Origin of the sequence: Arthrobacter sp. JUb115, from assembly GCF_004365035.1 — a bacterium.
Lineage (GTDB): Bacteria > Actinomycetota > Actinomycetes > Actinomycetales > Micrococcaceae > Glutamicibacter.
The window spans coordinates 126,243-148,097 of sequence record NZ_SOBS01000009.1 but is presented as its reverse complement, the minus strand read 5'-3'; the positions used below and the strand labels follow the sequence as shown (position 1 = coordinate 148,097).

General features: G+C 55.1%; 18 protein-coding genes and 2 pseudogenes. 5 read left to right on the top strand and 15 right to left on the bottom strand.

Features of this window, described 5'->3' with window-relative positions; all coding sequences use genetic code 11:
* Positions 1–661: 661 nt before the first annotated feature.
* The 9 genes from EDF61_RS15130 to EDF61_RS15090 all read right to left on the bottom strand — a co-directional run bounded on the left by EDF61_RS15130 (position 662) and on the right by EDF61_RS15090 (position 9,283).
* Entirely contained in the window at positions 662–1,636 is a 975-nt protein-coding gene (locus EDF61_RS15130) for a sugar kinase (protein WP_133834632.1), read from the bottom strand.
* Complete coding sequence (locus EDF61_RS15125; protein ID WP_133834631.1) at positions 1,633–2,292, bottom strand: bifunctional 4-hydroxy-2-oxoglutarate aldolase/2-dehydro-3-deoxy-phosphogluconate aldolase; 660 nt, start codon at positions 2,290–2,292, stop codon at positions 1,633–1,635. Before EDF61_RS15125 ends, EDF61_RS15130 begins: the two co-directional genes overlap by 4 nt.
* Positions 2,289–3,761: a mannitol dehydrogenase family protein gene (locus EDF61_RS15120; protein WP_133834630.1), complete on the bottom strand. Its 1,473-nt coding sequence runs from the start codon at positions 3,759–3,761 to the stop codon at positions 2,289–2,291. Before EDF61_RS15120 ends, EDF61_RS15125 begins: the two co-directional genes overlap by 4 nt.
* 3 nt (positions 3,762–3,764) lie before the next feature.
* Positions 3,765–4,988, bottom strand: coding sequence for a D-mannonate dehydratase ManD (gene manD / locus EDF61_RS15115; protein WP_133834629.1), 1,224 nt, complete (start codon positions 4,986–4,988; stop codon positions 3,765–3,767).
* Between the two features lie 64 nt (positions 4,989–5,052).
* Entirely contained in the window at positions 5,053–5,793 is a 741-nt protein-coding gene (locus tag EDF61_RS15110; RefSeq protein ID WP_133834628.1) for an amino acid ABC transporter ATP-binding protein, read from the bottom strand.
* Between the two features lie 69 nt (positions 5,794–5,862).
* On the bottom strand, positions 5,863–6,666 hold the full coding sequence (locus EDF61_RS15105) for an amino acid ABC transporter permease (RefSeq protein WP_133834627.1): 804 nt from the start codon (positions 6,664–6,666) through the stop codon (positions 5,863–5,865).
* A complete protein-coding gene (locus EDF61_RS15100; RefSeq protein WP_133834626.1) occupies positions 6,666–7,313 on the bottom strand; it encodes an amino acid ABC transporter permease in 648 nt (215 codons plus the stop codon). Before EDF61_RS15100 ends, EDF61_RS15105 begins: the two co-directional genes overlap by 1 nt.
* 27 nt (positions 7,314–7,340) lie before the next feature.
* Positions 7,341–8,090 (bottom strand): transporter substrate-binding domain-containing protein, encoded by a 750-nt coding sequence (locus tag EDF61_RS15095; RefSeq protein WP_166650838.1) that lies wholly within the window; start codon positions 8,088–8,090, stop codon positions 7,341–7,343.
* Positions 8,091–8,314: 224 nt separating this feature from the next.
* Positions 8,315–9,283, bottom strand: a complete 969-nt coding sequence (locus EDF61_RS15090) for a LacI family DNA-binding transcriptional regulator (RefSeq protein ID WP_133834624.1) — start codon at positions 9,281–9,283, stop codon at positions 8,315–8,317.
* A 776-nt stretch (positions 9,284–10,059) separates the two neighbouring features.
* Here EDF61_RS15090 and EDF61_RS15085 point away from each other — a divergent pair.
* From EDF61_RS15085 to EDF61_RS15080, 3 genes and pseudogenes are all read left to right on the top strand, one after another.
* Positions 10,060–10,353, top strand: a complete 294-nt coding sequence (locus tag EDF61_RS15085; protein ID WP_286172281.1) for a winged helix-turn-helix transcriptional regulator — start codon at positions 10,060–10,062, stop codon at positions 10,351–10,353.
* Positions 10,293–10,421, top strand: a complete 129-nt coding sequence (locus tag EDF61_RS19125; protein WP_286172283.1) for an Lrp/AsnC ligand binding domain-containing protein — start codon at positions 10,293–10,295, stop codon at positions 10,419–10,421. Before EDF61_RS15085 ends, EDF61_RS19125 begins: the two co-directional genes overlap by 61 nt.
* 254 nt (positions 10,422–10,675) lie before the next feature.
* Positions 10,676–10,777, top strand: a pseudogene (locus EDF61_RS15080) (excalibur calcium-binding domain-containing protein); the annotation flags it as partial.
* Between the two features lie 279 nt (positions 10,778–11,056).
* Here EDF61_RS15080 and EDF61_RS19225 read toward each other — a convergent pair.
* From EDF61_RS19225 to EDF61_RS15060, 4 genes and pseudogenes are all read right to left on the bottom strand, one after another.
* Positions 11,057–11,523, bottom strand: a pseudogene (locus tag EDF61_RS19225) (HPP family protein).
* 89 nt (positions 11,524–11,612) lie between these two features.
* A complete protein-coding gene (locus EDF61_RS15070; RefSeq protein ID WP_133834623.1) occupies positions 11,613–12,506 on the bottom strand; it encodes a LysR family transcriptional regulator in 894 nt (297 codons plus the stop codon).
* Between the two features lie 100 nt (positions 12,507–12,606).
* Positions 12,607–13,776 (bottom strand): NAD-dependent formate dehydrogenase, encoded by a 1,170-nt coding sequence (locus EDF61_RS15065; protein WP_133834622.1) that lies wholly within the window; start codon positions 13,774–13,776, stop codon positions 12,607–12,609.
* 1,007 nt (positions 13,777–14,783) lie between these two features.
* The gene (locus tag EDF61_RS15060) at positions 14,784–15,770 is read right to left on the bottom strand and encodes a Dyp-type peroxidase (RefSeq protein ID WP_133834621.1); all 987 of its coding nucleotides are present in this window, start codon (positions 15,768–15,770) and stop codon (positions 14,784–14,786) included.
* A 570-nt stretch (positions 15,771–16,340) separates the two neighbouring features.
* On the opposite strand from EDF61_RS15060, the gene EDF61_RS15055 reads away from it, so the two are divergent.
* Positions 16,341–17,225 carry an FUSC family protein gene (locus EDF61_RS15055; protein ID WP_286172280.1) on the top strand — a complete coding sequence of 295 codons (885 nt, stop codon included), beginning with the start codon at positions 16,341–16,343 and terminating at the stop codon, positions 17,223–17,225.
* Between the two features lie 230 nt (positions 17,226–17,455).
* Here EDF61_RS15055 and EDF61_RS15050 read toward each other — a convergent pair whose 3' ends face one another.
* The gene (locus EDF61_RS15050; protein ID WP_133834620.1) at positions 17,456–19,777 is read right to left on the bottom strand and encodes an FdhF/YdeP family oxidoreductase; all 2,322 of its coding nucleotides are present in this window, start codon (positions 19,775–19,777) and stop codon (positions 17,456–17,458) included.
* A 231-nt stretch (positions 19,778–20,008) separates the two neighbouring features.
* Positions 20,009–20,659 carry a DUF1345 domain-containing protein gene (locus EDF61_RS15045; protein ID WP_286172279.1) on the bottom strand — a complete coding sequence of 217 codons (651 nt, stop codon included), beginning with the start codon at positions 20,657–20,659 and terminating at the stop codon, positions 20,009–20,011.
* Between the two features lie 413 nt (positions 20,660–21,072).
* Between EDF61_RS15045 and EDF61_RS15040 the strand changes: the two genes are divergently transcribed.
* Entirely contained in the window at positions 21,073–21,795 is a 723-nt protein-coding gene (locus tag EDF61_RS15040) for a response regulator transcription factor (RefSeq protein ID WP_133834619.1), read from the top strand.
* Positions 21,796–21,855 lie beyond the last annotated feature (60 nt).

Here is a 21,855-nt window from a genome sequence, read left to right as displayed (position 1 = left end):
GCAAGCAACCCCAGCAAGCGCCCCAACCCTCTGCACAAGTAACGCGGTGGGTACAAAGTGCCGCACATGATCCGCAGTGGAAGCCCCGCATTGGAGAACTCTGGGCCCCTGGGCATGTACCAGAACAGGGAAGGCCTATCCTCACCAGGTGAGCAGCCCCCGGGACATACCACCGCGGCCGCGCCCAGGACGACCTGCCCCCCATCGCCACCAGATCCCGGTAGCAGCCAGATTCTGGCCTTCGAGAGCAGCCATTGAAGGAAACCCGGGGACGTACCACCAGCCGACCGTCCCCGCGACCTGCCCCAAAGAAGGCCCCTGTCCCCGCGGAAGGCGCCGGCAGCCGCGTTGCCGGCAGCCCGCCCGATTTGCCGGCAGCCCGCCCGATGATACGTCCCCCATCCACCAGGCACCAAGTGCCAGGTACCAGGCAGGCGACTGGCAACACAAAAACCACGCGATGCCATAGGATAGAATTCCGGTTCGTCTTGCGTATCCGCTGGCTCATCGAAGATGCTGGGCTTCCACGTAACGGCGATGGACGTGGCTTTCTCGGCAGCCCTCTTCACAAGTTCCCTCACCTTTGAGGCGGATTCCCTCGCCCGAGCCCACCGCAGGTCCTCTGCGAAACTTTTCTCCCGCTGAGGCATCTCATCATGTCTCAGCGAAGCACTGGTTCACTACTATCCAAAACATGCAGCTCGGCTCGTGAAGGTAGTCCTTCCCAATCGCCTGGTGATAGACAAGCGAAAGCACCAACTCGCACGGCAGTAGCTAATGCCTGTTGCACCGTACCTCCAGCGCAGCGCTCGGTCAGATATCCGGAGACAAAAGCATCGCCTGCACCAACAGTGTCAATGACTTGGATCTGGATGGCGGAAACTTCACTTACAACTCCGTTATCCAGCGCCAAAGCACCTTCAGACCCTCGTTTGATGACTACTTCCGCCGGACCCAGCAAGCTCATGCGTTCTGCAAGCGTCACGGGATCACCTTCCCCAACGATCATCTGTGCTTCATCCTCGCCGGCGAAAACAATGTCTACAAGAGCCAAGATTTCGGTAATGACCCTAGTCGCGTCGCTCTGACTCCACAATTGAGCCCGATAGTTAACATCGAAGGACACTTTTAACCCGCGAGCTTTTGCCCTGCGTGCCATGCTGAAACACGTTGCACGAGCCGAATCCGAGAGCGCCAAAGTAATTCCCGTAAGGTGAACCGTCCCGGCTCGTTCGAGTATCGGATCCGGGATATCGCTGGGCTCCAGCTTCGAACCTGCGCTGCCGGCGCGATAATACATAACACGCTGATGCTGGTTGGTACGCTGCTCTTTGACCATCAGACCGGTCGGGGCCGTCGTGTCTATTACAGCATGAGCAAGGACAGCTTCGCCACGGATTTCCCGCAGGACTCTGTAACCAATGGGATCTTCTCCCACACGACCACACCAAATGGCTTGACCGCCGAGACGCTGAATTCCTATGGCCACGTTGGATTCTGAACCGCCAACCCCGACTGAGGCGGCGTTTGCATTAGCGAGCGGTCCGGCAGGCGAGGTTCGAAACAACCCCATGGTTTCTCCAAAGGTCAACACTGCTTCGGGCTGTCCCGCTTTTTCCCAATGCGTTTCGCTCATGATGCGCTGAATTCCTTAACCTGTTCGACAACGCGAACCGAACGCTCGCTCAGCGATTTGAGGTCTCCGCCCTTAAATGCGTCGAGCAATAACGGGCCACCGAGGCTGACAGCTAATGCACCAGCTCGCATCCACTGAACAGCACTTTCCAATGAGACGCCGCCGGAAGGGACCACCTGGATCTCGGGGAACGGTCCGCGCAAATGAGAAATATAGCTAGGTCCGAATACGCAAGCTGGGAAGACCTTCACCGCGCTCGCGCCGAGTGTCCACCCGTCATGCAATTCACTGGGCGTCAGTCCTCCTGGAAATATCGGTACCCCACGGGATACCGCGCGATCTATGATTCCTGGCCGTGTGGTTGGCGTGACGAGATAGTCGGCACCCGCATCGATCAGTGGGTCAACCTCCGACAGCGCGGTCACCGTTCCCACCCCGAGGTCGATTGAGTTCCCAAATTGCCGCCGCAGAACTGGCAGTTCCTCAATAACTCCAGGGGTGCTGAGCGTTAATTCCACGCTCACGATACCCCCTGCTATTAAGGCCTCGATCACTGGGGCATAGTCACGTGCGTGTTCCGCACGTAGCACAGCAATCACCGGAGCAGATTGCAAACGGGGAGATACCGGTCTCGCGAATTTAGTGTTCTGGCTCATGCCCTTTTCCATTCCGTTGTATTCATTGCCTCGGACAAAGCTTCACGTGGCCCTGAACTGTGCAGAAGATCCACATAACGCCCCACGCGAGCGATAAATTCTTGGTCCTCGGCGACATCATCACCGAGGAACCGAAGCTCGGCCAATGCGATATGCGCTAATTCTGTTCCGTTCGAGGCTGCTGCGGTGCGCTCGCGCAAGACCTCTCGTAACGGATCTTGCATGGCCCGCGCATGTTCGCCCGGATCAAAACCGGGTAGCGGACTGACACAGCTGAGATAGCCGGACACCGTCAGGGCCAATAGTTCACGACTCTGCCCATTTTCACGCAATTGCTGGCTAGGGAAAGGCACGCGTTCGCGCAGCTTCACAGAGCCATCCGATCCTACTTGGCTCGTGCGGTGTCCCAAGGCCACGTTGCGCCAACGTCCGAAGAGCTCTGCCTCATAGGCGCGGACATCCACTCCCTGAGGGACTTGGACGCTTGGAAGGTATTCTTCTCTCAACACCTTTCGAGCTGCATCTGCGATCCACGGGTCGGAGACAGACTCGGGAATAGTTGCTGCCCCGGAGAGCGCGCCCAGATATGCCAAGAGCGAGTGTGTTCCGTTGAGCAATCGCACCTTGAGCTGTTCGAACTTGTCGACTTCGTCGCTGAAGATGGCCCCGCCGGCTTCCCACTGCGGACGTCCTGCAGCAAAGTTGTCTTCAATAATCCACATGCTGAAAGGTTCAGCCGGGACTGGAACTGCATCAGTGTATCCCGTTGCCGACGTCACCTGATCAATAAGTTCCTGCGTCGTCGAAGGCACAATGCGATCGACCATCGTGGAAGGGAAGGTGACATTGCGTTGAATCCATAATGCCAAGGAAACTCCCCTTCCCTGCGGTAGCTCGGCGATGAAATCTGCTACAAGAGTCTTAGTCAGTGCCCCATTATGGGATAGGTTGTCACAACTCAAGATTGTCACCGGTCCGTTGCCAGCCAGCATGCGGCGTTCGAGCCCAAGGGCGATCTGCCCAATGGGAGTCACCGGAAGTTCATGGCCGTCCAGATCCTGCTGGACCCGGGCATCAGCCAAATTTAAACGACGGGTTACCGGATCGAAGGTATAGCCGTTCTCGGTTACCGTCAGCGAAACGATCTTAATACGCGGGTCTGCTATCAGTTCTAGAAGTCGCTCTCCTTCATTGGCCGCAACCAGCGCATCAGTATGAACGTTGGGCACCGAGTAGGAATAATCATCTGGTGAAATTTGAGCGACCGTATAACAGAAGTCCTGCTTTTTCATAGCATCAACTACTGCGGCCGTACGACTGGCAACCCCGATGATTCCCCAGTCACCACCATGGGCATCAATCGCGGCTCGGGTATAGGTCGCCATATGCGCCCGATGAAAATTGCCCAGTCCTAGATGGATAATCCCGGGCCCGAAATTTCGAGGCCTGCGCTCTACGTGATCCGTCATGGCCTACCAGTCCTTGACAGAACCGTCGAGATTACGGGCAACGGGCAAATATGCCTGCCTGTATTCGAACTTACGGGCTGCTTTCTCATCGAACTCAACACCCAGGCCCGGCTTATCGGATGGATGCAGGTAGCCGTCGTTGAAGGTGTAATGGGAGGTGAAGACCTCGGATACCAGGGGGTCGTAGCCCATATGTTCCTGGATAGCGAAGTTGCTGGTGGCCAAGCCCAGATGCAAGGAGGCTGCCATGTTGATAGGCGAAACATCGGATGGGCCATGAGGCGCGCCCTGAACGTTAAATACCTCGGCAAGAGCCAAGATCTTACGCATGTGGGAAATTCCGCCAGCGTGTACGACCGCACAGCGGATGTAATCGACAAGCCGTTCGGTAAGAATCTGCTGGCAATCCCAAATCGTATTAAAAACCTCGCCGATGGCCAGAGGAATCGTGGACTGGTTCCTGACCTGTCGAAGTAGCTGCGGGTTTTCGGCAGGCATGACATCTTCAAGCCAGAACAAACGGACAACCTCGAGGTCTTGGGCCAATCGCGCGGCTTCGGAGGGTGTCAGCCGGTGGTGCACATCATGAAGCAGATGCAATTCGTCGCCTACCGCATCGCGTACCCGGGCCAACATCTGCGGTGCGGTACGAAGATAAGCAGCGCTATCCCAGTCTTCTGTTACGGGTCCAATGCCACGTCCAGCTGGTTCGTAGGTAGCCGCTTCACGGGTCACCCCGTAAACTTTCTCCAGCCCTGGCACACCAAACTGAACCCGAACTGCCCGGAAACCTTCGGTCTGGCGCTGGGCTACCGAGTCCATGAGCTCTTCGAATCCCCAACCCGTCGCATGGGTGTAAGTCAGGATCTTGTCCCGTGCCGCACCGCCTAGCAACTGGTAAACCGGCATGTCGGCAGCCTTGCCCTTGATATCCCACAGCGCCATGTCGATGGCGCCGATGGCGGCCATGGTGATCGGGCCGCGGCGCCAATAGGCGCCTTTGTAGAAGAACTGCCAGGTATCTTCAATACGTTCGGCATCGCGTCCGATCAGCGCAGGGCACAAATGATCCTTGAGGTAGCTGGCGACGGATAGCTCACGGCCGTTGACGGTGGCGTCGCCATAGCCGACGAGCCCGTCACTTGTTGTAATTTTGAGGGTGACGTAGTTTCGGCTTGGACTACTGACAAAAACCTCAGCAGCAGTAATTGTTCTGTTGGCAGGCATGCTATTTCCTTCGTGGCATGTGGGGTGCTGGAAGCACTTCAGTTCAAGCTGTACAAGGTGAAAATCAGAGAACCTTGCTCAGGAAATCTTGAGCACGGGCTGTCTTGGGTGAGGAGAAGAACTCGGCCGGGGTGTTTTCCTCGACGATTTCGCCATCAGCCATGAAGATGATTCGGTCTGCAGCAGTCTGGGCAAAGCCCATTTCATGAGTCACCACAACCATGGTCATGCCTTCGCCCGTGAGCTCTACGATCACGTCCAGTACTTCCTTGATCATCTCCGGGTCCAGGGCCGAGGTCGGCTCGTCGAAAAGCATGACCTTCGGTTTCATTGCCAGAGCTCGGGCGATTGCCACACGCTGTTGCTGCCCTCCAGATAGCGCGCTGGGTCGCTTGTTGGCCTGATGGCCAACTCCAACACGTTCAAGCAACTGGAGTGCCCGTTCCTTGACCTCAGCCGGTTTCTGCCCAAGTACCTGGACCGGCGCCAACATGACGTTTTCCAACACGGTCATGTGAGAGAAGAGGTTGAACTGCTGGAAAACCATCCCGACTTCAGCTCGCAGTTGAGCCAATGGTTTACTCTCCGAGGGCAGCTCTTTGCCATCGATGATGATGCGCCCTTCGGACGTTGGCTCCAGACGGTTGATGGTGCGGCATAAGGTTGACTTCCCCGATCCGGACGGGCCGAGAATGACTACGACTTCACCGGGACTGACATCGAGATTGACATTCTTGAGTGCATGAAATTGTCCAAACCATTTTTCGACCCCTTGGATGGAAATCATCGGTTCATTTGCAGGCATGGCTGAATAACCTTTACTAGAAGTGAGTGACAAGGAACGATTGCCGCTTCTTGAGAATTTGAGCGCGGTCTAGGAAACTCGCTGACTGAGAAGTGAGGAGATTATTCCCAACAGAAGGCAGATAGCCACGTAGATCAGGGCAATCGCTGCGAAAATCGGCACAGCGTACTCTCCGCCGAGGAATTCGATTGCGTGCTCACCAGTGAGCAATAGGTCGGTGTATCCGATGACGAAGCCCAATGACGAAGCCTTGGTAACTCGGACCATCTCACTGACTAAGCTTGGGAGAACGAGCTTGACCACCTGGGGTAGCTGGATGAAGCGCAACGTTTTCACCGTGCGTAGCCCCAAAGCATGTGCTGCTTCGGTTTGGCCACGAGGAAGTGCCATGAATCCCGAACGGAACACTTCTGACATCGCAGTGCTCTCGTATAAAACCAGACCTACGACCAGGGCCCAAAAAGTGTTAATGGACCAGCCGGTAACTGCCGGGATGCCGAGGTAGATAAAGAACACTAAAAGTAGTTCAGGCAACCCGCGCAATGCTTCGATCCAGATCCGGCAAAGCGTGTTCAACCATTTCCGATGGGACAAACGCCCCAATGCCAACAGGAGTCCTACGACAAGCGAAAGCAGGACACAGACGATGGCTACTTTGGTGGTAGCCCATAATCCTTTACCTAGTGCTTCGAGCAGATCCGGGGTCGTGAGAACTTCCCAGCGCTCCGCGTCAAATAATCCCTGCTCGTGGAGGGTGAAGGAGGCAAGCACCAAAAGCAGCGCAATGGGAATGGAACCTCCCATGATTCCAAGGCGAATTCGCCGTCGTTCAATTGGCCCAGGAGTTTCGAAGAAAGATGCTGTAGTTGCCATTACGTCGTGAACACCACCTTACGTTCCACGATTCCTGCAATATATCCGGCAGGAATGGTGAGTAATGAGTAGAGAAGAGCTGTAAACACCATGAGTGCTATTACGGCTGAATCATTTGTATTAATGAGCTGGAGCATTCCGCCAAACAGCTCGGTGACGCCAAACACGCCAGCAATTGCAGTCACCTTGATGAGCGCAATCATGGTGTTGATCAAAGGGGGTACGGAGTTTCGGATCCCTTGCGGAAAGACAATTTGGCGAAGAATCTTGCTCTTCTTAAGTCCCAGCGCTTGGGCTGCTTCCAGCTGGCCACGTCCGATAGCGTTGATTCCTGACCGAAACGCATCGGAGAAATACGCCGAAAAGTATACGGTGATTCCGATGCAAGCCAGTGCGAAAAAAGAAAGTTTCACGCCGAGCAAAGGCAGCACGAAAATCGTGAAGAAAAGGTGCGCCGCAGCGGGGATATTGCGCATCAGGCCTACGTATACCGCGTTGACCACGCGGAGGAACTTAGACGGAGAGATCGAGAATGAGGCAAGTATCAAGCCGAAGACGATCGATATCATCCCGGAGATCATGGCCAGCAATATAGTCTTGCCGAATGCTGCAATGAATACATCAAAGTTTTCTATGACTGCGTTCATGGGCTTATTCCTTAGTTGAGGGATGGCTTAGCAGCCAGTCATTTCCTCAGGCTTGGCCGGAGCTTCAAGACCTGACTTGCCCATATGCTCATCCCACATTTTCACGATACTTCCGTCGTCGAAGGCCTCATTGAGTTTTTCATTGAGGTATTCACACAGATCGCTGCGGTCCTTTGACATGCCGATGCCCCAACGTTCTTCTTCGCCGTACTTGATTGGGGTGAACTCGAAAACATCTGGCTTTTCTTCAACGAATCCTGCCAATAGCGGGGCAGTTGAGTCCACGGCATCCGCGGTTCCTTGTTCAAGTGCACGGATGCAATTGGTCAACACGTTGAATTCGACAATCTCGGCCTGCGGGATTTCTTCGGCTACACGTGGCTGTCCTTGGCTTCCTTGAAGTACGCAGACTTTGGTGCCCTTGGGGATTTCTTCGAGTGTCTGCATTTTCTCGGCGTCACCCTTGCGGACAATCAGCTGCGGGCTGGTCTTTAGATACGGACCGGAGATGTTGACCGTCTCTTCACGCTCTGGAGTCATCGCCAATGCGGTGACGAACATGTCGATCTTTCCCTGCTCAATGAACGGGATTCGGTTAGCCGCAGTTGTTTGCACCCATTCGATGTTGTCGGCTTCGATTCCCAAGGTACCCGCTAGGTATTCGGCCAAGTCCATATTGAACCCTTCCCATTCCTGCTGGAGGTTCAGTTCCGCAAGGCCGGGTTGGTTGGGCGAAGCTCCCAGTTTGATTTTCCCCGCTTGCGCGATCTTGGCCATGGTCGACCCTTCTGGAAAATCAACATTCTTGACAGGCGCACCTGAATCTCCTGCACAAGACGAAGTGAGTAATGCCAGGACTGCCAATGACGAGAGAGCAGCTGCCTTAAACGTTTTCTTCATGATGAATACACCACTTTCATTTTGGGCACACCAAGTAAACCCAAGTGTTGAGATGGGATTTTCTAGGGAATCCTAGAATTCTTTGCTAACGAGCCAGAACCTTACTGATGAATCTTTCGAGCAGTCGAGCCTCGGACAATGAGCTGGGATTCGAGTTTTGTGGTTTGTTGTGTCACTTCGTGTTGTTCCACCAGCTTGATGAGCTGATCGACACTAGCAGTTCCACAATCGTTGATTCCGAGTCTGACGGTGGTCATTCCTGGGTCGGCGATTGCGGCAACGTCAAGATCATCGATGCCAACAATGCTGATGTCTTCCGGACAGTGCATTCCCAAGGTCCGCAAGCCGGCTTCCAGGCCTAGCGCGACAAGATCGTTGTAAGCAATGACGGCAGTTGCTCCACAGGCCGCTACCGAGGCCGCAGCCGCGAGACCCCCATGAGTGGAAGCTGCCTGGTTGCGCATGACCGTCAACTGCATGGAATACGACTCAGAGATTGCGGCTATCTGCCTATGCCTTTGGGTATTCGCCCACGACATTTTGGGTCCAGCCACATATGCAATATGCCGATGCCCCAGTGAATGCAAATGCTCGACGGCTTGGTGCAACCCGTTCTCAGTTTCCATCAGAATTTGAGGAAGCGGGTCAACCTCTCCATTGATAACGACAGTTGGAGTCGCCCCGACAGCTCCTTTGATCGCGCTAGATCCAGCTCGCGGCGAACATAATACGATCCCGTCGACTGCTCTCCCCATGGTGGAGAGAATCTCGATTTCGCGTAGTGGATCTTCGCCTGTGTCCGCACTGTAGATCAGGTGACGCCCAGACCATGCACGTTCTTGGATCGACTTCATCATCGTTGCGTAAACGGCATTAGACGAATCCGGAACCACCACAGCAAATGTGTGTTGCGCTTTTCGCTGTACGGGAATGTCATATCCAAGCTTCAGTGCGGCGGAAACTACTTTTCGTTGCGTATCTGCCGAAAGCAAGTTCGAATCCTTGAACGCGCGAGATGCAGTCGCTAGCGACACTCCGGCTTCAGCAGCAACCGACTTAAGCGTGACCATATGCACCTCGTGAACTCGCAAACTCTTCCTTGAACATGACTAGCATCACATAGTTTTCACTAGAATGCAATGTTTTCATGAGTTTTCATAAATGCTGTTCGCTAAGATATTTCCAACCGGGAGTTGAACCGTAAGGGTAGAACTGAAAATTCGTTGCTCTCGCGAGCTCTATCCTCCGAATGGCTCCAGACCACAGTGTTTGTAGAACATGAATCATACGAATGCTGCCCTTGCGGTCGTGCCAAACAGGCGTTCAATGTCCGAAGACAGAAGCCGTGCGTTGAAGACCTATTAACGTTGCGAAGCTCGAGCTGGTGCAACTGTTTTGGAGCGCGTATCAGCAGATGGCTGATGCCTACTGGTAGAAGAACCGGAGATGGGGACGTAGAACATTGAGCAATTGGTCGCCGAGATCGGTACCAAAGCATCGAAGGATTTATCAGCTTCGAAGAAGCTCAGTATCGCGTGGGGTTCCAAAGATTATGCGCACAGTGCACTACATCGCACGGTCATTGTTGAAAATCCGTGGTTTTAGATACCGCTTACACTCTGACCTCGCGCGGTGTCCCCTGCCCGAGAGGGGACCAGCTCGTCCGATACCGATGATTCCAAACTCATATAGCAATGATAGGGAAAATTCTGCCCAATTTGATTGCTTATATTTGCAGTATCATGTGCTCATGAGCAATGAAATGAAGCTTGACTCGATAGATCAGGAAATTATATTTCAACTTTAGCAAGATGGCCGCCTGACGAATCTTGAACTGTCCAAACGGGTGGGGCTGACTCCTGCCCCTTGTTTGCGTCGAGTGCAGCGGCTTGAAGAGAGCGGAGTGATTTCCGGGTATTACGCGGCGATTGATCCTGTTGCGTCGGGGCGCGGGTTTTGCGTGGTGATGTCCATTGAGATCACGATGACTGACCGAGATACTGTCGAGAATTTCGAGTCGTCAGTAGCTGCGCTTGAAGAAGTTCCGGAGGTTCGCCGGGTGTACGGGTTCCTGATTATATCGTTACTGTTCACGTTCCAGACGGCAACGCCTACGAACGTTTTCAGACTGAAAAGATGACGAAGCTTCCAGGGGTTCGTCATATCACGTCGCATTTGACGATGAAGCTGGTGAAGGGCCGAGAATAGTTTGACGCGAAGTAGTTGGCACCCGCAGCATCGTCAGGCATGCGGCCTTTCAAATGGCTATGCATCCGTAGCCCCCTCATCCTGCTGTACCGTTCTGGCTTTCACTAATCGGCTGGTGCCCGGCGCGCAGATAATACTCAGAGCTCTTCGAGATGTTCGAATGAATTTCAACATCCTTCGTGAGAAGCAACCCGATTAGATGAGCTAAGCGGGGAGACGGAGAGCAGCAGGCGTACACGCCGTATGCGAATTATTCTGAAGCTCTCGCTGCAGGCGCGGCACCGATCAGCCGTGTCGATCCCTGCTATAAATCGCATCTTGATCGCGATGGGGGACGGATCGGTTACGACTCCTAGCTCCCCAAACTCGCTGGTACGATAGCCATTGTTGTGGTCATTGGTCAGAATCACGGATCTTGCAGATCTCACTTCTCGACATGCCTGTGGATATTGCCAACTCCGATATCCCTGCCCCACCCTGCAAAGCGTCGCGGATCGCCCAGTGAAGTTCCTTCCTGAGTGCCACTATTTCTGCCAGTTTTGCATTCACTTGCACTTCCAAATAGCGTATGTGCTCCCTTTCACCCATGCTGACCTCCGTTTTCTTTTCTCACGCGATGTTTCAGGAAAATTCAATCAATCAATTGCTCTCATGGTTGACGTGCTTCGTTTTTGCATCATCACGATTCGGAAAGCCACTCCACACATCGCCACAAACACCGACCCCAACAGGACCGGAAAAATAAGGTAGTCCCATCCCTCATACGCAAGCAAAATTGCTATGGGATTACCTCCAGCTGGCGGATGTGTGACACGCAACAACGCCATCGCCGCTATCGATACACCGACAGAAAGTGCGAGGCTCCACCACACGATCGGAAAAATGTTCGGGCTAGCAGCCCGCAGCATGCTGATACGACATGGCCGCCAACCACGTTGATCGGTTGAGCCATGGGGGACTCGGGCAAAAGAAAAACCAAGACGCACGAAGAGCCGAATGCAGCTATAAGGACAGGCGTGCCAGTGAGGCAACCCAAAATCGTGAGGCTTGCAATGACAGCAAAACTTCCCACCGAAGCAGTCACGATACGCCCCCAACTCATTGGGTGTTGTGTACGTTTCAAATAGGCAAGAAATGCCGGTTGTAGTGACATGGGACCTTTCAAAAGATGGCTCCCGCAACGGCGAATAGTCAGTCAGAGGTGAGGACGGAGCGAACTGCGTCATCGATCGCTTCCGATAGAGATTCTGCCGAACGACTGGCAAGGCGGACGATAGCCACGGGCATCGTGACATGTGGATCTGTTAGCGAAAACACACGGATATTGGGGTTCAGCGGATACTCGGTAATTGCCGATTCTGGGAGCACTGCGGCCCATGGGCCGCAAGCCACCAGGCTCAGAAGTGATTCCAGGGAATCGACTTCGAGTCGAGGTTCAAGATGGATTCCATGTTCCAGCATCCGTTTATCGAGCTGTTGCCGCGCACGCATATCGGGTGCTAGCAGGGCGAGCTGAACTTCGTTGAGCATGCGTCCTCGAATGATTTTAGTATCCGAGGAAAAAATCCCAGTCGATGCAATTACCACGTTGGATAATTCGCCAAAGGCCACTTCGTGCAAATCCGGTCCATCTGCTGCTGATGGCAGAATCACCCCCGCTTCCAGTTCGAAGCTCCGGAGTTTGGATACGATTTCTTCGCTGCTGAGCCCTGTATTCAAGGACGCAGTCACTGACGGGTGGGTCTTTCCCAGTTCCGAAATAACAGTTGCCCCGATTGAGCTTCCAGCGGGAATCGCACCTATGCGGATGTGGGCATTCAAATTGCCTTTTGCTGCCGATAGATCCGTGAGCAGGGAATCCTGATCGGATAATATCCGTCGCGCCCAAAGCAACGCGAGCTCCCCTTCACCGGTAAGCCCCTGGAAATTTCTGCCTCGGTTGACCAGCTGCGCCCCAAGTTCTGCTTCCAGTTTCTGGATCGACTCGGACAAGGCCGACGGTGAAACAAAACAGGCGGCCGCGGCTCGCCCGAAATGCCGCTCGCGAGCCAATGCCACAAAGTATTCCAGTTGACTAAGAAGCAAAACAGTCCTGCTTTCGTTTTCCCATGGCTCATAGGGGCATGGGCATGGGCTCACTGCGATGGCAATTGATATGACCCATGCCCAATTCTCCTACAGAAAACTACTTCTTTTCAGCGTACGAGTGAGCTCCGGTTCCAGCGTAGTTACCACCCTGAACGATCAGGTATTCAGGGCGGATCTCGCGTCCCTCAAAGAAGCACTCCAGGATTTCCCGAGTGCCTGCCGCATACTTCGCCTGGGCAGAGAGCGAAGTCCCGGAAGTATGGGTCGTCATCGCATTGTGCGGCATGGTGCGCCATGGGTGGTCTACTGGTGCGGGCTGGGGTGCCCATACGTCTCCGGCGTAGCCGGCCAGTTGGCCCGATTCCAGCGCACGAACGATGGCGTCACGGTCTGCGATTGCGCCGCGGGCGGGGTTGACGATATACGAGCCGCGGCGCATGGTGCTCAGCAGCTGCTCATCAAGCAGTCCACTGGTCTCGTCGGTCAGAGGTGCATGGACCGTGAGCACGTCGATGTTCTTCACCAGGTCCTCGATGTTCTCGTGGAAAACCAGGTTGTACTTCTCTTCGTACTCGGCCGGGAGGCGGAAGCGATCCGTGTAGTGAAGGTGCACACCGAATGGTGCAAGGCGTTCCATGACAGCACGACCGATACGTCCCGCTGCGAACACACCCACATCCATGCCTTCGAGATCATAAGAACGCTCGACTGCATCGGCGATGTTCCAGCCGCCGTCAACAGCAATCTGGTGCTGGGGAACGAAATCACGAACCAGCACTAGTACCTGCATCACAGTGTGCTCAGCAACGGAGAGGGAGTTGCTGTAAGTTACTTCGGCAACCGTGATTCCAAGCTCGTTGGCCGTGTCCAGGTCAACATGGTCGCTGCCGATGCCAGCGGTCACAGCAATTTTCAGGTTCTTCGACTTAGCAAGGCGTTCAGGGGTGAGATAGGCCGGCCAGAATGGCTGGGAAATGATGACGTCAGCATCTACCAGTTCACGCTCAAAGACGGAATTTTCGCCATCTTTATCGCTTGTGACGACTAATTCGTGCCCGTTGTCCTCAAGGTACTTGCGCAGTCCCAGCTCTCCGGTTACCGACCCGAGAAGAGCACCAGGGGTGAAGTCGATTCCTTTGGGGTTCGGAAGCGTCTGACCGTTAGGGTAGTCAGGCAATTCAGGCAGGGAATCGCGGGCGTAGTCCTTCGGGAATTCTGGGAATCCATTCACTGGATCCGGATACAGGACGAGTACTACCTTAGCCATGATTTTCCTTCTGTATTTCGCGTTGAAGCACGAAATGCGCTTCTATTTCATGCTATTCCTGGCCTCGCTGGAGGTAAATCACGTACTCCCGGACGTGCATTCGGCGACACCGAATAACAATTCGGAGGACATCTCGCAGGACTTTTAGTTACTCAACCTTCAAGCCAATCGGGCGTGATGGCGACTTACGGTGAGGACGATTGCGACTGTTCGCGACGAACGCGAACTTCCCATCCCGGACATGCTTCGGGCAGCGCTGATGCCATTGCCAAATGAGTGGTCGGCAACCAGTCGCCTGACCGCGTTCGGGCATTTTCGTTTGGCTGAGCGCTGTCAAGCCGTCCAGCATCAGGCGTTTCTTGTGATGCCGGGGCTCTCCGGGAAGTCGTCTGCAAAAGCTGATCTCGATCCTTAGACGCTGCCGATCAGGCAAGAACCGATATTTATGGCCCGTCACCTCGTGAAAACTCGGGTGGCAAGAGGATGCAACAGAGCAAAAGCACGAATAAAAATACCTCTCTCATGGCTTCCCAACTGGCCAGATCCAAAAGAGACCATTTGGACTCGTTTCGAGGTCAGAGCAACGATTGGAGGAATTCCTCGTCGTCGACGACTGGTGAACCTTCCGGTTCGACCCGGCATGGGCTAACTCCGTAACTTTGCAGCAATAACTGCAGTTGAATTCTTCGTCGAGGAATAATAGGCATAGTATTGGGCTGGATTTATTCGGGTCAACCGAGTGAGTTCTGCAGCGAACGCAGACCCCAAATTTCTGTATTGGCTGCTTGCCTGGTGTCGTCCCCAAGATGCCAGGCGTCACATTTGGGTTCCCCCAGTCCCCAAATGTGCAAGGAAGCTCCCGGCCTGCAGGGCCGGGAGCCTTTTCTACGTTCCTGCCACCATGAAACCTGGCACTGCATTAGATCATCCGAAGCTCCGGTATCCCGTTCACCGGGTAACGATCTATGCATCCGGCTTCGACGAACAACTCCTAGTCGGTCTGCCGGCTATCGGCCAGCATGCCCCCCGGATTCGTACGAAGGCGAAATTGCTGGTTCTTCGCCTAGGCTCGAAAGCAGGCTCAAGGCCGGGGCGAAAAAAGCTACACCGGTTCGAGGTGTCGAGAAATCCAATAGACGATCATGCAGGCCCGGCGGGTCCCCAATGAACATGCGCTCCAGCATCCGCTCAATAACCCACAAATGCCGCGTATACCCGATGAAGTAGGTGCCGAATTCGCCGCTACCCGGGCTTCCGAAAGGCATGTTGTCGCGCAGAATGTCATGCTCACCTGTCGCGTCTTCGATCGTGGCCAGGGTTTTGTGCGCTTTCTGTCCGGCCGCGGCATCCTCTAATTCAACCCCGTCAGCCTTCGTGCGCCCGATGATCGCTTCCTGCTGTTCAGTCGTGAGGTTTTGCCACTCATCTAGCGGATGCAAGTACTTTTGGACGACAACATAGCTGCCGCCTGCGAACTCAGCATCTTCTTCACCCACGAGGGTGGCCGCCGGAAGATCCAGCCCAGTCGGGTTCGCCGTCCCATCGACGAAACCAAGAAGATCGCGGGAATCGAAGTAGCGGAAACCTGCAACCTCATCGACCACGTTCACGCTGTCGCCCAGCGCCTTCAATATGAGCCTCTCCAGCTCGAAGCATAGATCCTGGCGTTCGGATTGAATGTGGAAGAGCAAGTCCCCAGGTGTTGCCACAGCGGTATGCGTGGCCCCTGCAACCTCTCGGAAAGGATGCAACTCGGCTGGATGCGCACGCCTGGTCACTTCATGCCACACTCGGCTACCGATGCCAACCGTGCAAGAGAGCCTGGCTTTCAGATCCCGAAACCCAACTGTCTTGACCAGCCCCTGGATATCGCTGAGGGTTTCACGGACCATGTCGATGGCCGCGGCTTCATCGCGGATTGTGCATACAAGGAAGACCGCTGATCTGGTGAGCGGAGCATCCACGCTTTGCGGCTCGATAGGTACTCGATTCATAGTGCCTGATCCGTCCGTACCATGGGAGTTTGCAGTCATCGGGCTCCTTCAGTCGATGTGGCCGTCTTTCAGCAGAAGCTGGATATTGCTAAATCTACACTCTGGTCACAGGACTACTGACCAGGGGCAGCCTTGCGAAATCCTGAAACTCCGTACAGGACTCCCATATTGTTGGCCATTATTGAACATGCCTGAGACGATCATGGCCAAGAGAAGAAATCCCCTGAGAAATTCGACAGGCAAGTTCACTTCTGTCACTCCGAGCCGCGCCCCTGCAGCGTGCTCGCGCAGTCTGCACCCACTTGCCGTGTTTTAGACTGGTCACCAGAACTCCAACTTTGAAAGATTGCACGCGGAAATGCCCGACCAAGACTCGTAGCTACCCGTCTTGGACCCGCCGCGCTTCAACCAACAACCCGGCTGGATCCACACTTGATGCTAATCGTCAGACGCGTCCACAGCGCTCTTCTAGCACTATCCCCCACCCGTAATGATCACTCGGTGGCTTGGCGGCTCACCGCCAGCGTAGGCATCCCGTCACTATTGCTCCTTGCCGCAGGGCATCCCCACTTGATCATCTACGCAGTGTTCGGGGCCTTTCTCGGGATGTACGGCAGAGATGATCCGCCTCAGCTGCGCATCGTCCACCAAGCCCAAGCCGCTGGTTTGCTCCTTGGTGGCGCAATCCTGGGCATCAGCCTGGCCTACCTCGATACAGGACTCTGGGAACTTGTAGGCATTGAAGCGCTTTTCGCCGCCGCAGCCTCCGTCTACGCCGATAAATACGGTCTCAAACCCACCGGACCATTCTTCGCTATCTTTGCTCTCGGCGCCTGCGCCTCGGTTACGCCGACCGTGCCATGGTGGTGCGCTGTAGCTATTTGCCTGGCGACCGCCGTGTTCTCAGCATGCATCGGCTTTGCAGGCTGGGTGACCGACCGGACCTGGTCCGCTGAAGCGACCCGAGATGTCGCTTCCCTGCAAATCTCAGCGACCCTGGTCCACGCATTTCGCTATTTCCTGGCCCTAGCTGTCGCGGGTGTAGCGGGCCTCCTGCTGGGCATCGGCCATCCATACTGGGCTATGGCAGCTGCTGCCGTTCCACTTGCTGCAGAAACTCTCAACCAGCGCATTAGAAGAGGCCTGCACCGAATCATCGGCACCTTGTTGGGGGTCGGGGTTACCGCACTAATACTGTGGCACCAACCGCCGGTTGCGATGCTGGTCATCATTGTAATTATCCTGCAGTTCCCCAGCGAGCTCCTAATGACACGGAACTACGCCCTCGCGCTGACATTTTTCACCCCCATGATCCTGCTCATGACACTCTTGGCCAGTCCTGTAACTACTGAGACTCTAATCGTAGACCGCATAGTGGAAACGCTGCTGGGGTCCGTCACTGGAATCTTGGTCGCGCTGTGCATCAAAGAACCCCGCCAACGCCTCGCTCGGTAGTCCGCATCACGCTGTTCTTCCCTGAAGCGACGAGGCATCCTGTGCACACAGAGTGAACGCCGCGAAGCACAGGTTCCATGCAAGAATCCGTCACACCGTGCAAGGCCCCGAGGGGTAGTGCACGCTTTTCGGCGGTCTGCCGATACATACGAATGGGTTGCACCAGAGTGGACGGGACTCCTGTCCCGTCCACCCAACTGGTACTTCTTTGGTTCAGGCCATTCCAGCCGTTATTTTCGGCTCAGTTCAATCGTCACTTTCAGATGCTTCATGATTGGCTGATCACTCTGCGTGCTGTAGTCGCCGATCGCGCACAGCACGTTCATCTCAGGCATGTAGCCAGCAGCGCAACTGACCGGGATATCGTACGGAATCGCCAAATACCCGGCTAAAGAACGGGTGGAACCATCCTTGGCAGTGCTCACGATATCCACGGCATCGAATTCCGAGATGCCGCGATCCGCCATATCCTGCGGATTCATGAAGACCAGCGTGCGGAGGTTCTTGATCCCGCGGTACCTGTCATTGTCCGAATAGATGGTTGTATTCCACTGGTCGTGCGATCGCATAGTTCCCAGGGCCAGCGTCCCGGCGGCCGGAACCACATCGGGAAGCGCCGCGGCAGAGAACTCTGCGCTGCCCGAGTCGGTGCGGAACACCAGTTCCCTTGCGGGCTGCTTGAGGCGGAAGCCCAAAGGCAAGCGCACCCTGCGATTGAAATCCTCGAATCCTTCCAACGCGCGCGACATGGTGTCACGGATGCGGTCGTAGTCTTCCACGTACCACTGCCACGGCGTCTTGCTCTCCGGCAGCGCGGCGTTGGCGATGCCGGAAATAATGGCGGGTTCGGAGAGAAGATGTTCGGAAGCCGGACGTTTCATGCCCACAGATAGATGGACCATGCTCATCGAATCCTCCACCGAAGTGCTTTGGATCCCGGCAGCTTGGTGGTCTTTTTCGGTACGCCCCAGGCAGGGAAGAATCAGTGCCGCCCGGCCATGGACCAGGTGGCTGCGGTTGAGCTTGGTACTCACATGCACCGTGAGGTCGCAATTGCGCAGAGCAGCAAAGGTATAGGGAGTATCCGGAGCCGCGAGGGCAAAGTTTCCTCCCATTCCAATGAATACCTTCACCTCGCCGCGATGCATAGCCTCAATGGTTTGGACGGTGTCCATCCCGTGCTTGCGGGGTGATTCAATGCCGCAGACCTCATCTAGACGAGACAGGAATTGTTCGTTGGGGTGGTGGTCGATACCGCAGGTTCGGTTGCCCTGGACGTTGCTGTGGCCGCGTACCGGCGATGGGCCGGCACCTTCCCGCCCGAGATTGCCCCGCAGCAGCAGCAGGTTGGTAATCTCCCTGACGGTGTCTACGCCGTGTTCATGCTGGGTGACTCCTAGACACCAGCTGATGATGCTGCGGTCAGCGTCCCTGTAGACCTGCGCCGCTTTGAGGATCTCCTCATGGGCCAGCCCGGATTGGAGTTCGATCTCTTCCCAGCTGGTTGCCTCGCAGATGGCCCGGTATTCCTCGAAACCGGCGGTGTGCCGGGCAATGAATTCACGGTCCAAGGCCTTGTCGTCGGTCAGCGACATTTCCAGAATTGCCTTGGCCATCCCGCGCAGCAGGGCCATATCCCCGCCGATGCGTGGTTGCAAGTTCAGCGTGCTTGTTTTCGTTGACCGGAAAGTTGCCATGTCCAACATATCGTGCGGGACGATGGTGCGGGTGGCGGCGGCCTCGACGAGCGGATTGATGTGCACCACTTGGGCGCCTCTCTTATATGCCTCGGCAAGGGCCGTGAGCATTCGCGGAGCGTTGGAGGCTGCATTCACGCCCATAATGAACAGGGCATCGGTGATTTCCCAGTCGTCCAGGTCTACCGTACCCTTGCCGGTGCCCAATGCATCTTGAAGTGCGCGGCCACTGGCTTCGTGGCACATGTTCGAGCAGTCCGGCAGATTGTTGGTACCAAGTTCGCGGGCCATGAGCTGATAGAGGAATGTGGCTTCGTTGCCTAGGCGTCCAGAGGTGTAGAAAGCCGCTTGGTCAGGATCGTCCATTTCCCTGAGATCTGTTCCGATCAGTTCGAACGCGTCTGCCCAGCTAATGGGAACATAGTGGTCCGTTGCAGGGTCATAGACCATGGGCTCGGTGAGGCGGCCTTGGTGTTCCAGATCGTACTCGCTCCATTTTGACAGTTCTTCTACTGAATGGGTGGCGAAGAAGTCTGGCCCAACTCTCCTGTGGGTCATTTCCCAGGTGACGTGTTTAATGCCGTTCTCGCAGATGTCCAGATGCAGGCCTTTGTTGTCGTCCGGCCATGCGCATCCGGGGCAGTCGAAGCCCTTGCCCTCGTGGTTCATTCTGAAGATCGCCTTGGGGCCGTCCACAAGGGCGCCTTCTTTGACGAGGATCTGCCCGACGCTCTTTGCAGCACCCCACCCAGCCGCGGGATGGTGGTAAGGACGGAATTCCGGGGTCGCGTCGGAGCTAGGTTTCCCGTTTGGCTCTGGCTTGCCCTGGTTGTTCTTTTTCTCGAAGGAGTTCACAGCATTCCAACTTCCGAGTCAAGGGTCAGCGTTACTCGCTGGTTACTTTGAACCTTATCGCTGTGAGCCGACTATTGAAACGGAAAAGGTGCTTCTCGGTTTCTCAAACTGTTTTCGACGATTCATCCGCGTGCTCCAAGCACGGTTCATAAGAACCTCTTCTGCGGCACAACCTTGCTATATTCTGCACACCCTGTTCCCCAGCCCACGCACATTAGCCGCTTATCGGTCCTACCCAATGAGGCTGATCACCAAATTGATGGTGGTGGCCAGGAGCCCTGTGCCAAAGACGAAGGCAAGCAGACTATGATTCAGCACCACTGATCTCATGGAGCCTGAAGTGATGTTGGTGTCTGCTACTTGGTACGTCATGCCTACGCTGAAGGCCATATATGCGATATCCGTGTACTGGGGCGGTTCCGTTTGGTTGAAATCGATGCCACCTGGCTCGCCACTAAAATAGACCTTGGCGTAGCGCAAGGTAAACAATGTATGGATCATGAGCCAAGACATGGCCGTGCAACTCATTGCAAGCAGAGCCAGCGCGAACCGTCCGGCTCCTTCAACATCGCTGCTACCCATAATGACGAGCGCAACTGCTGCCAGGGAAGAGACTGCGGCCATCAGGATCAACAGTTCCGAGGTGCGCTGTCCAGGGTCTTCCTCCGCAGCATGGAATGCCGTGCGTTCTGCATCCATAGGAGCAACCGTGAGCCAGACCGAGGAAGTGTAAATGAACGCCGCGACAGTCCACCCCACCGCCGGGGCGTAGATCCACTGGCCCAATAGCCCCGTTAATATCATGGCAAGCGTGCCGAAGACGAGCATGCACAGGGAACGAATCTGGCGATGTTTTCTGCGTGTGCTGCCCGGGAAACTCATGCTGAAAGTATGCCACGACTACCGCCCCGCCCTCCGCAGAGGGCACCCGTATAGGCGCAGCGCTACAAGGATGCAATACAGGGCCTGATCTACGCTGTTAGAGCGACAAGGCGCTCCGATTCTAGACTGGGTGGAGAATCTTTGATCGAGAAGAACACCAGCACGGTTATAACTCCGGTCGGCATCGGTCAATTTCACGAAGAAAGTACCGAGTTCCAGGCAAACGATCGATGGCTCATCAAACCGACCAACGATTCACCTCTGAACCGCCGGATTCAAGACCTGACATCAGTTACATCAGGGTCGTGGAGTCATAATCATTCACCATTTACTTGCAAGTGAGGCAAGTCACATAGGGTTCTTGAAAACTTACTAATCCCCTATCGTCCCCGTCCCGAAATTAGGATCAATTCATGAATGGCACGCTCAACAACGTTACTTCCGCCGATAAAATTCGAATTCACTTGGTCGACGAAGATGGGTATTCCCGCTCGGCAATCACAGCCCAACTAGGTGAAGCAAGCGACCTGGCATTAGAGGCCTGCTTCAATACGGTCGAACAGTCCTTAACCCAAAAATCCTTTAGCGCCCCTGACATCTTGCTCATTAACATTCTTCATCCGGACCTATTATCCGATCATGCTCTCAGCGAGGCCGTCTCCACACTGCCAGAGACCAAAGTCGTACTACTGACCATGAATCCCAGCATGGACGTCCTCGACGATGCCTACGACTCGGGAATCGCCGGAGTAATCTCCAAAAGAATGGTCAGTGCCGGGCTGCCGAACTATATTCGGGCCATCGCCGAAGGTTACTGGCTTTTCATCCGACCGGAAACCGGCGGCCCCTGCGCTGCAGAACCGTTGCGCGAAGGTCTCTACAAACACTATCTAAGAAACTTGGAGACAGCCGATCAGGAAATAGTGCGATACGTGGCCTTGGGACTAACGAATGCCCAGATCGCAAAAGAAGTGCACCAGAGCGAAGGAACCGTCAAGAAGCGCCTCTTCGATATTCTCGCTGAACTTGGGTTGTCTAAACGAGTCCATCTGGCTCTTGTCGCCTGCGATGCCGGTATCGTCCGAACCAAAGACCTCCTAGCCACACTGGCCGAAGATCTTCGCTTAGGGGCTTAGCGCCACCACCTTGGGCATCATAATCCATAATTGAGCACGGCTGCTACTCGCATATTCGGC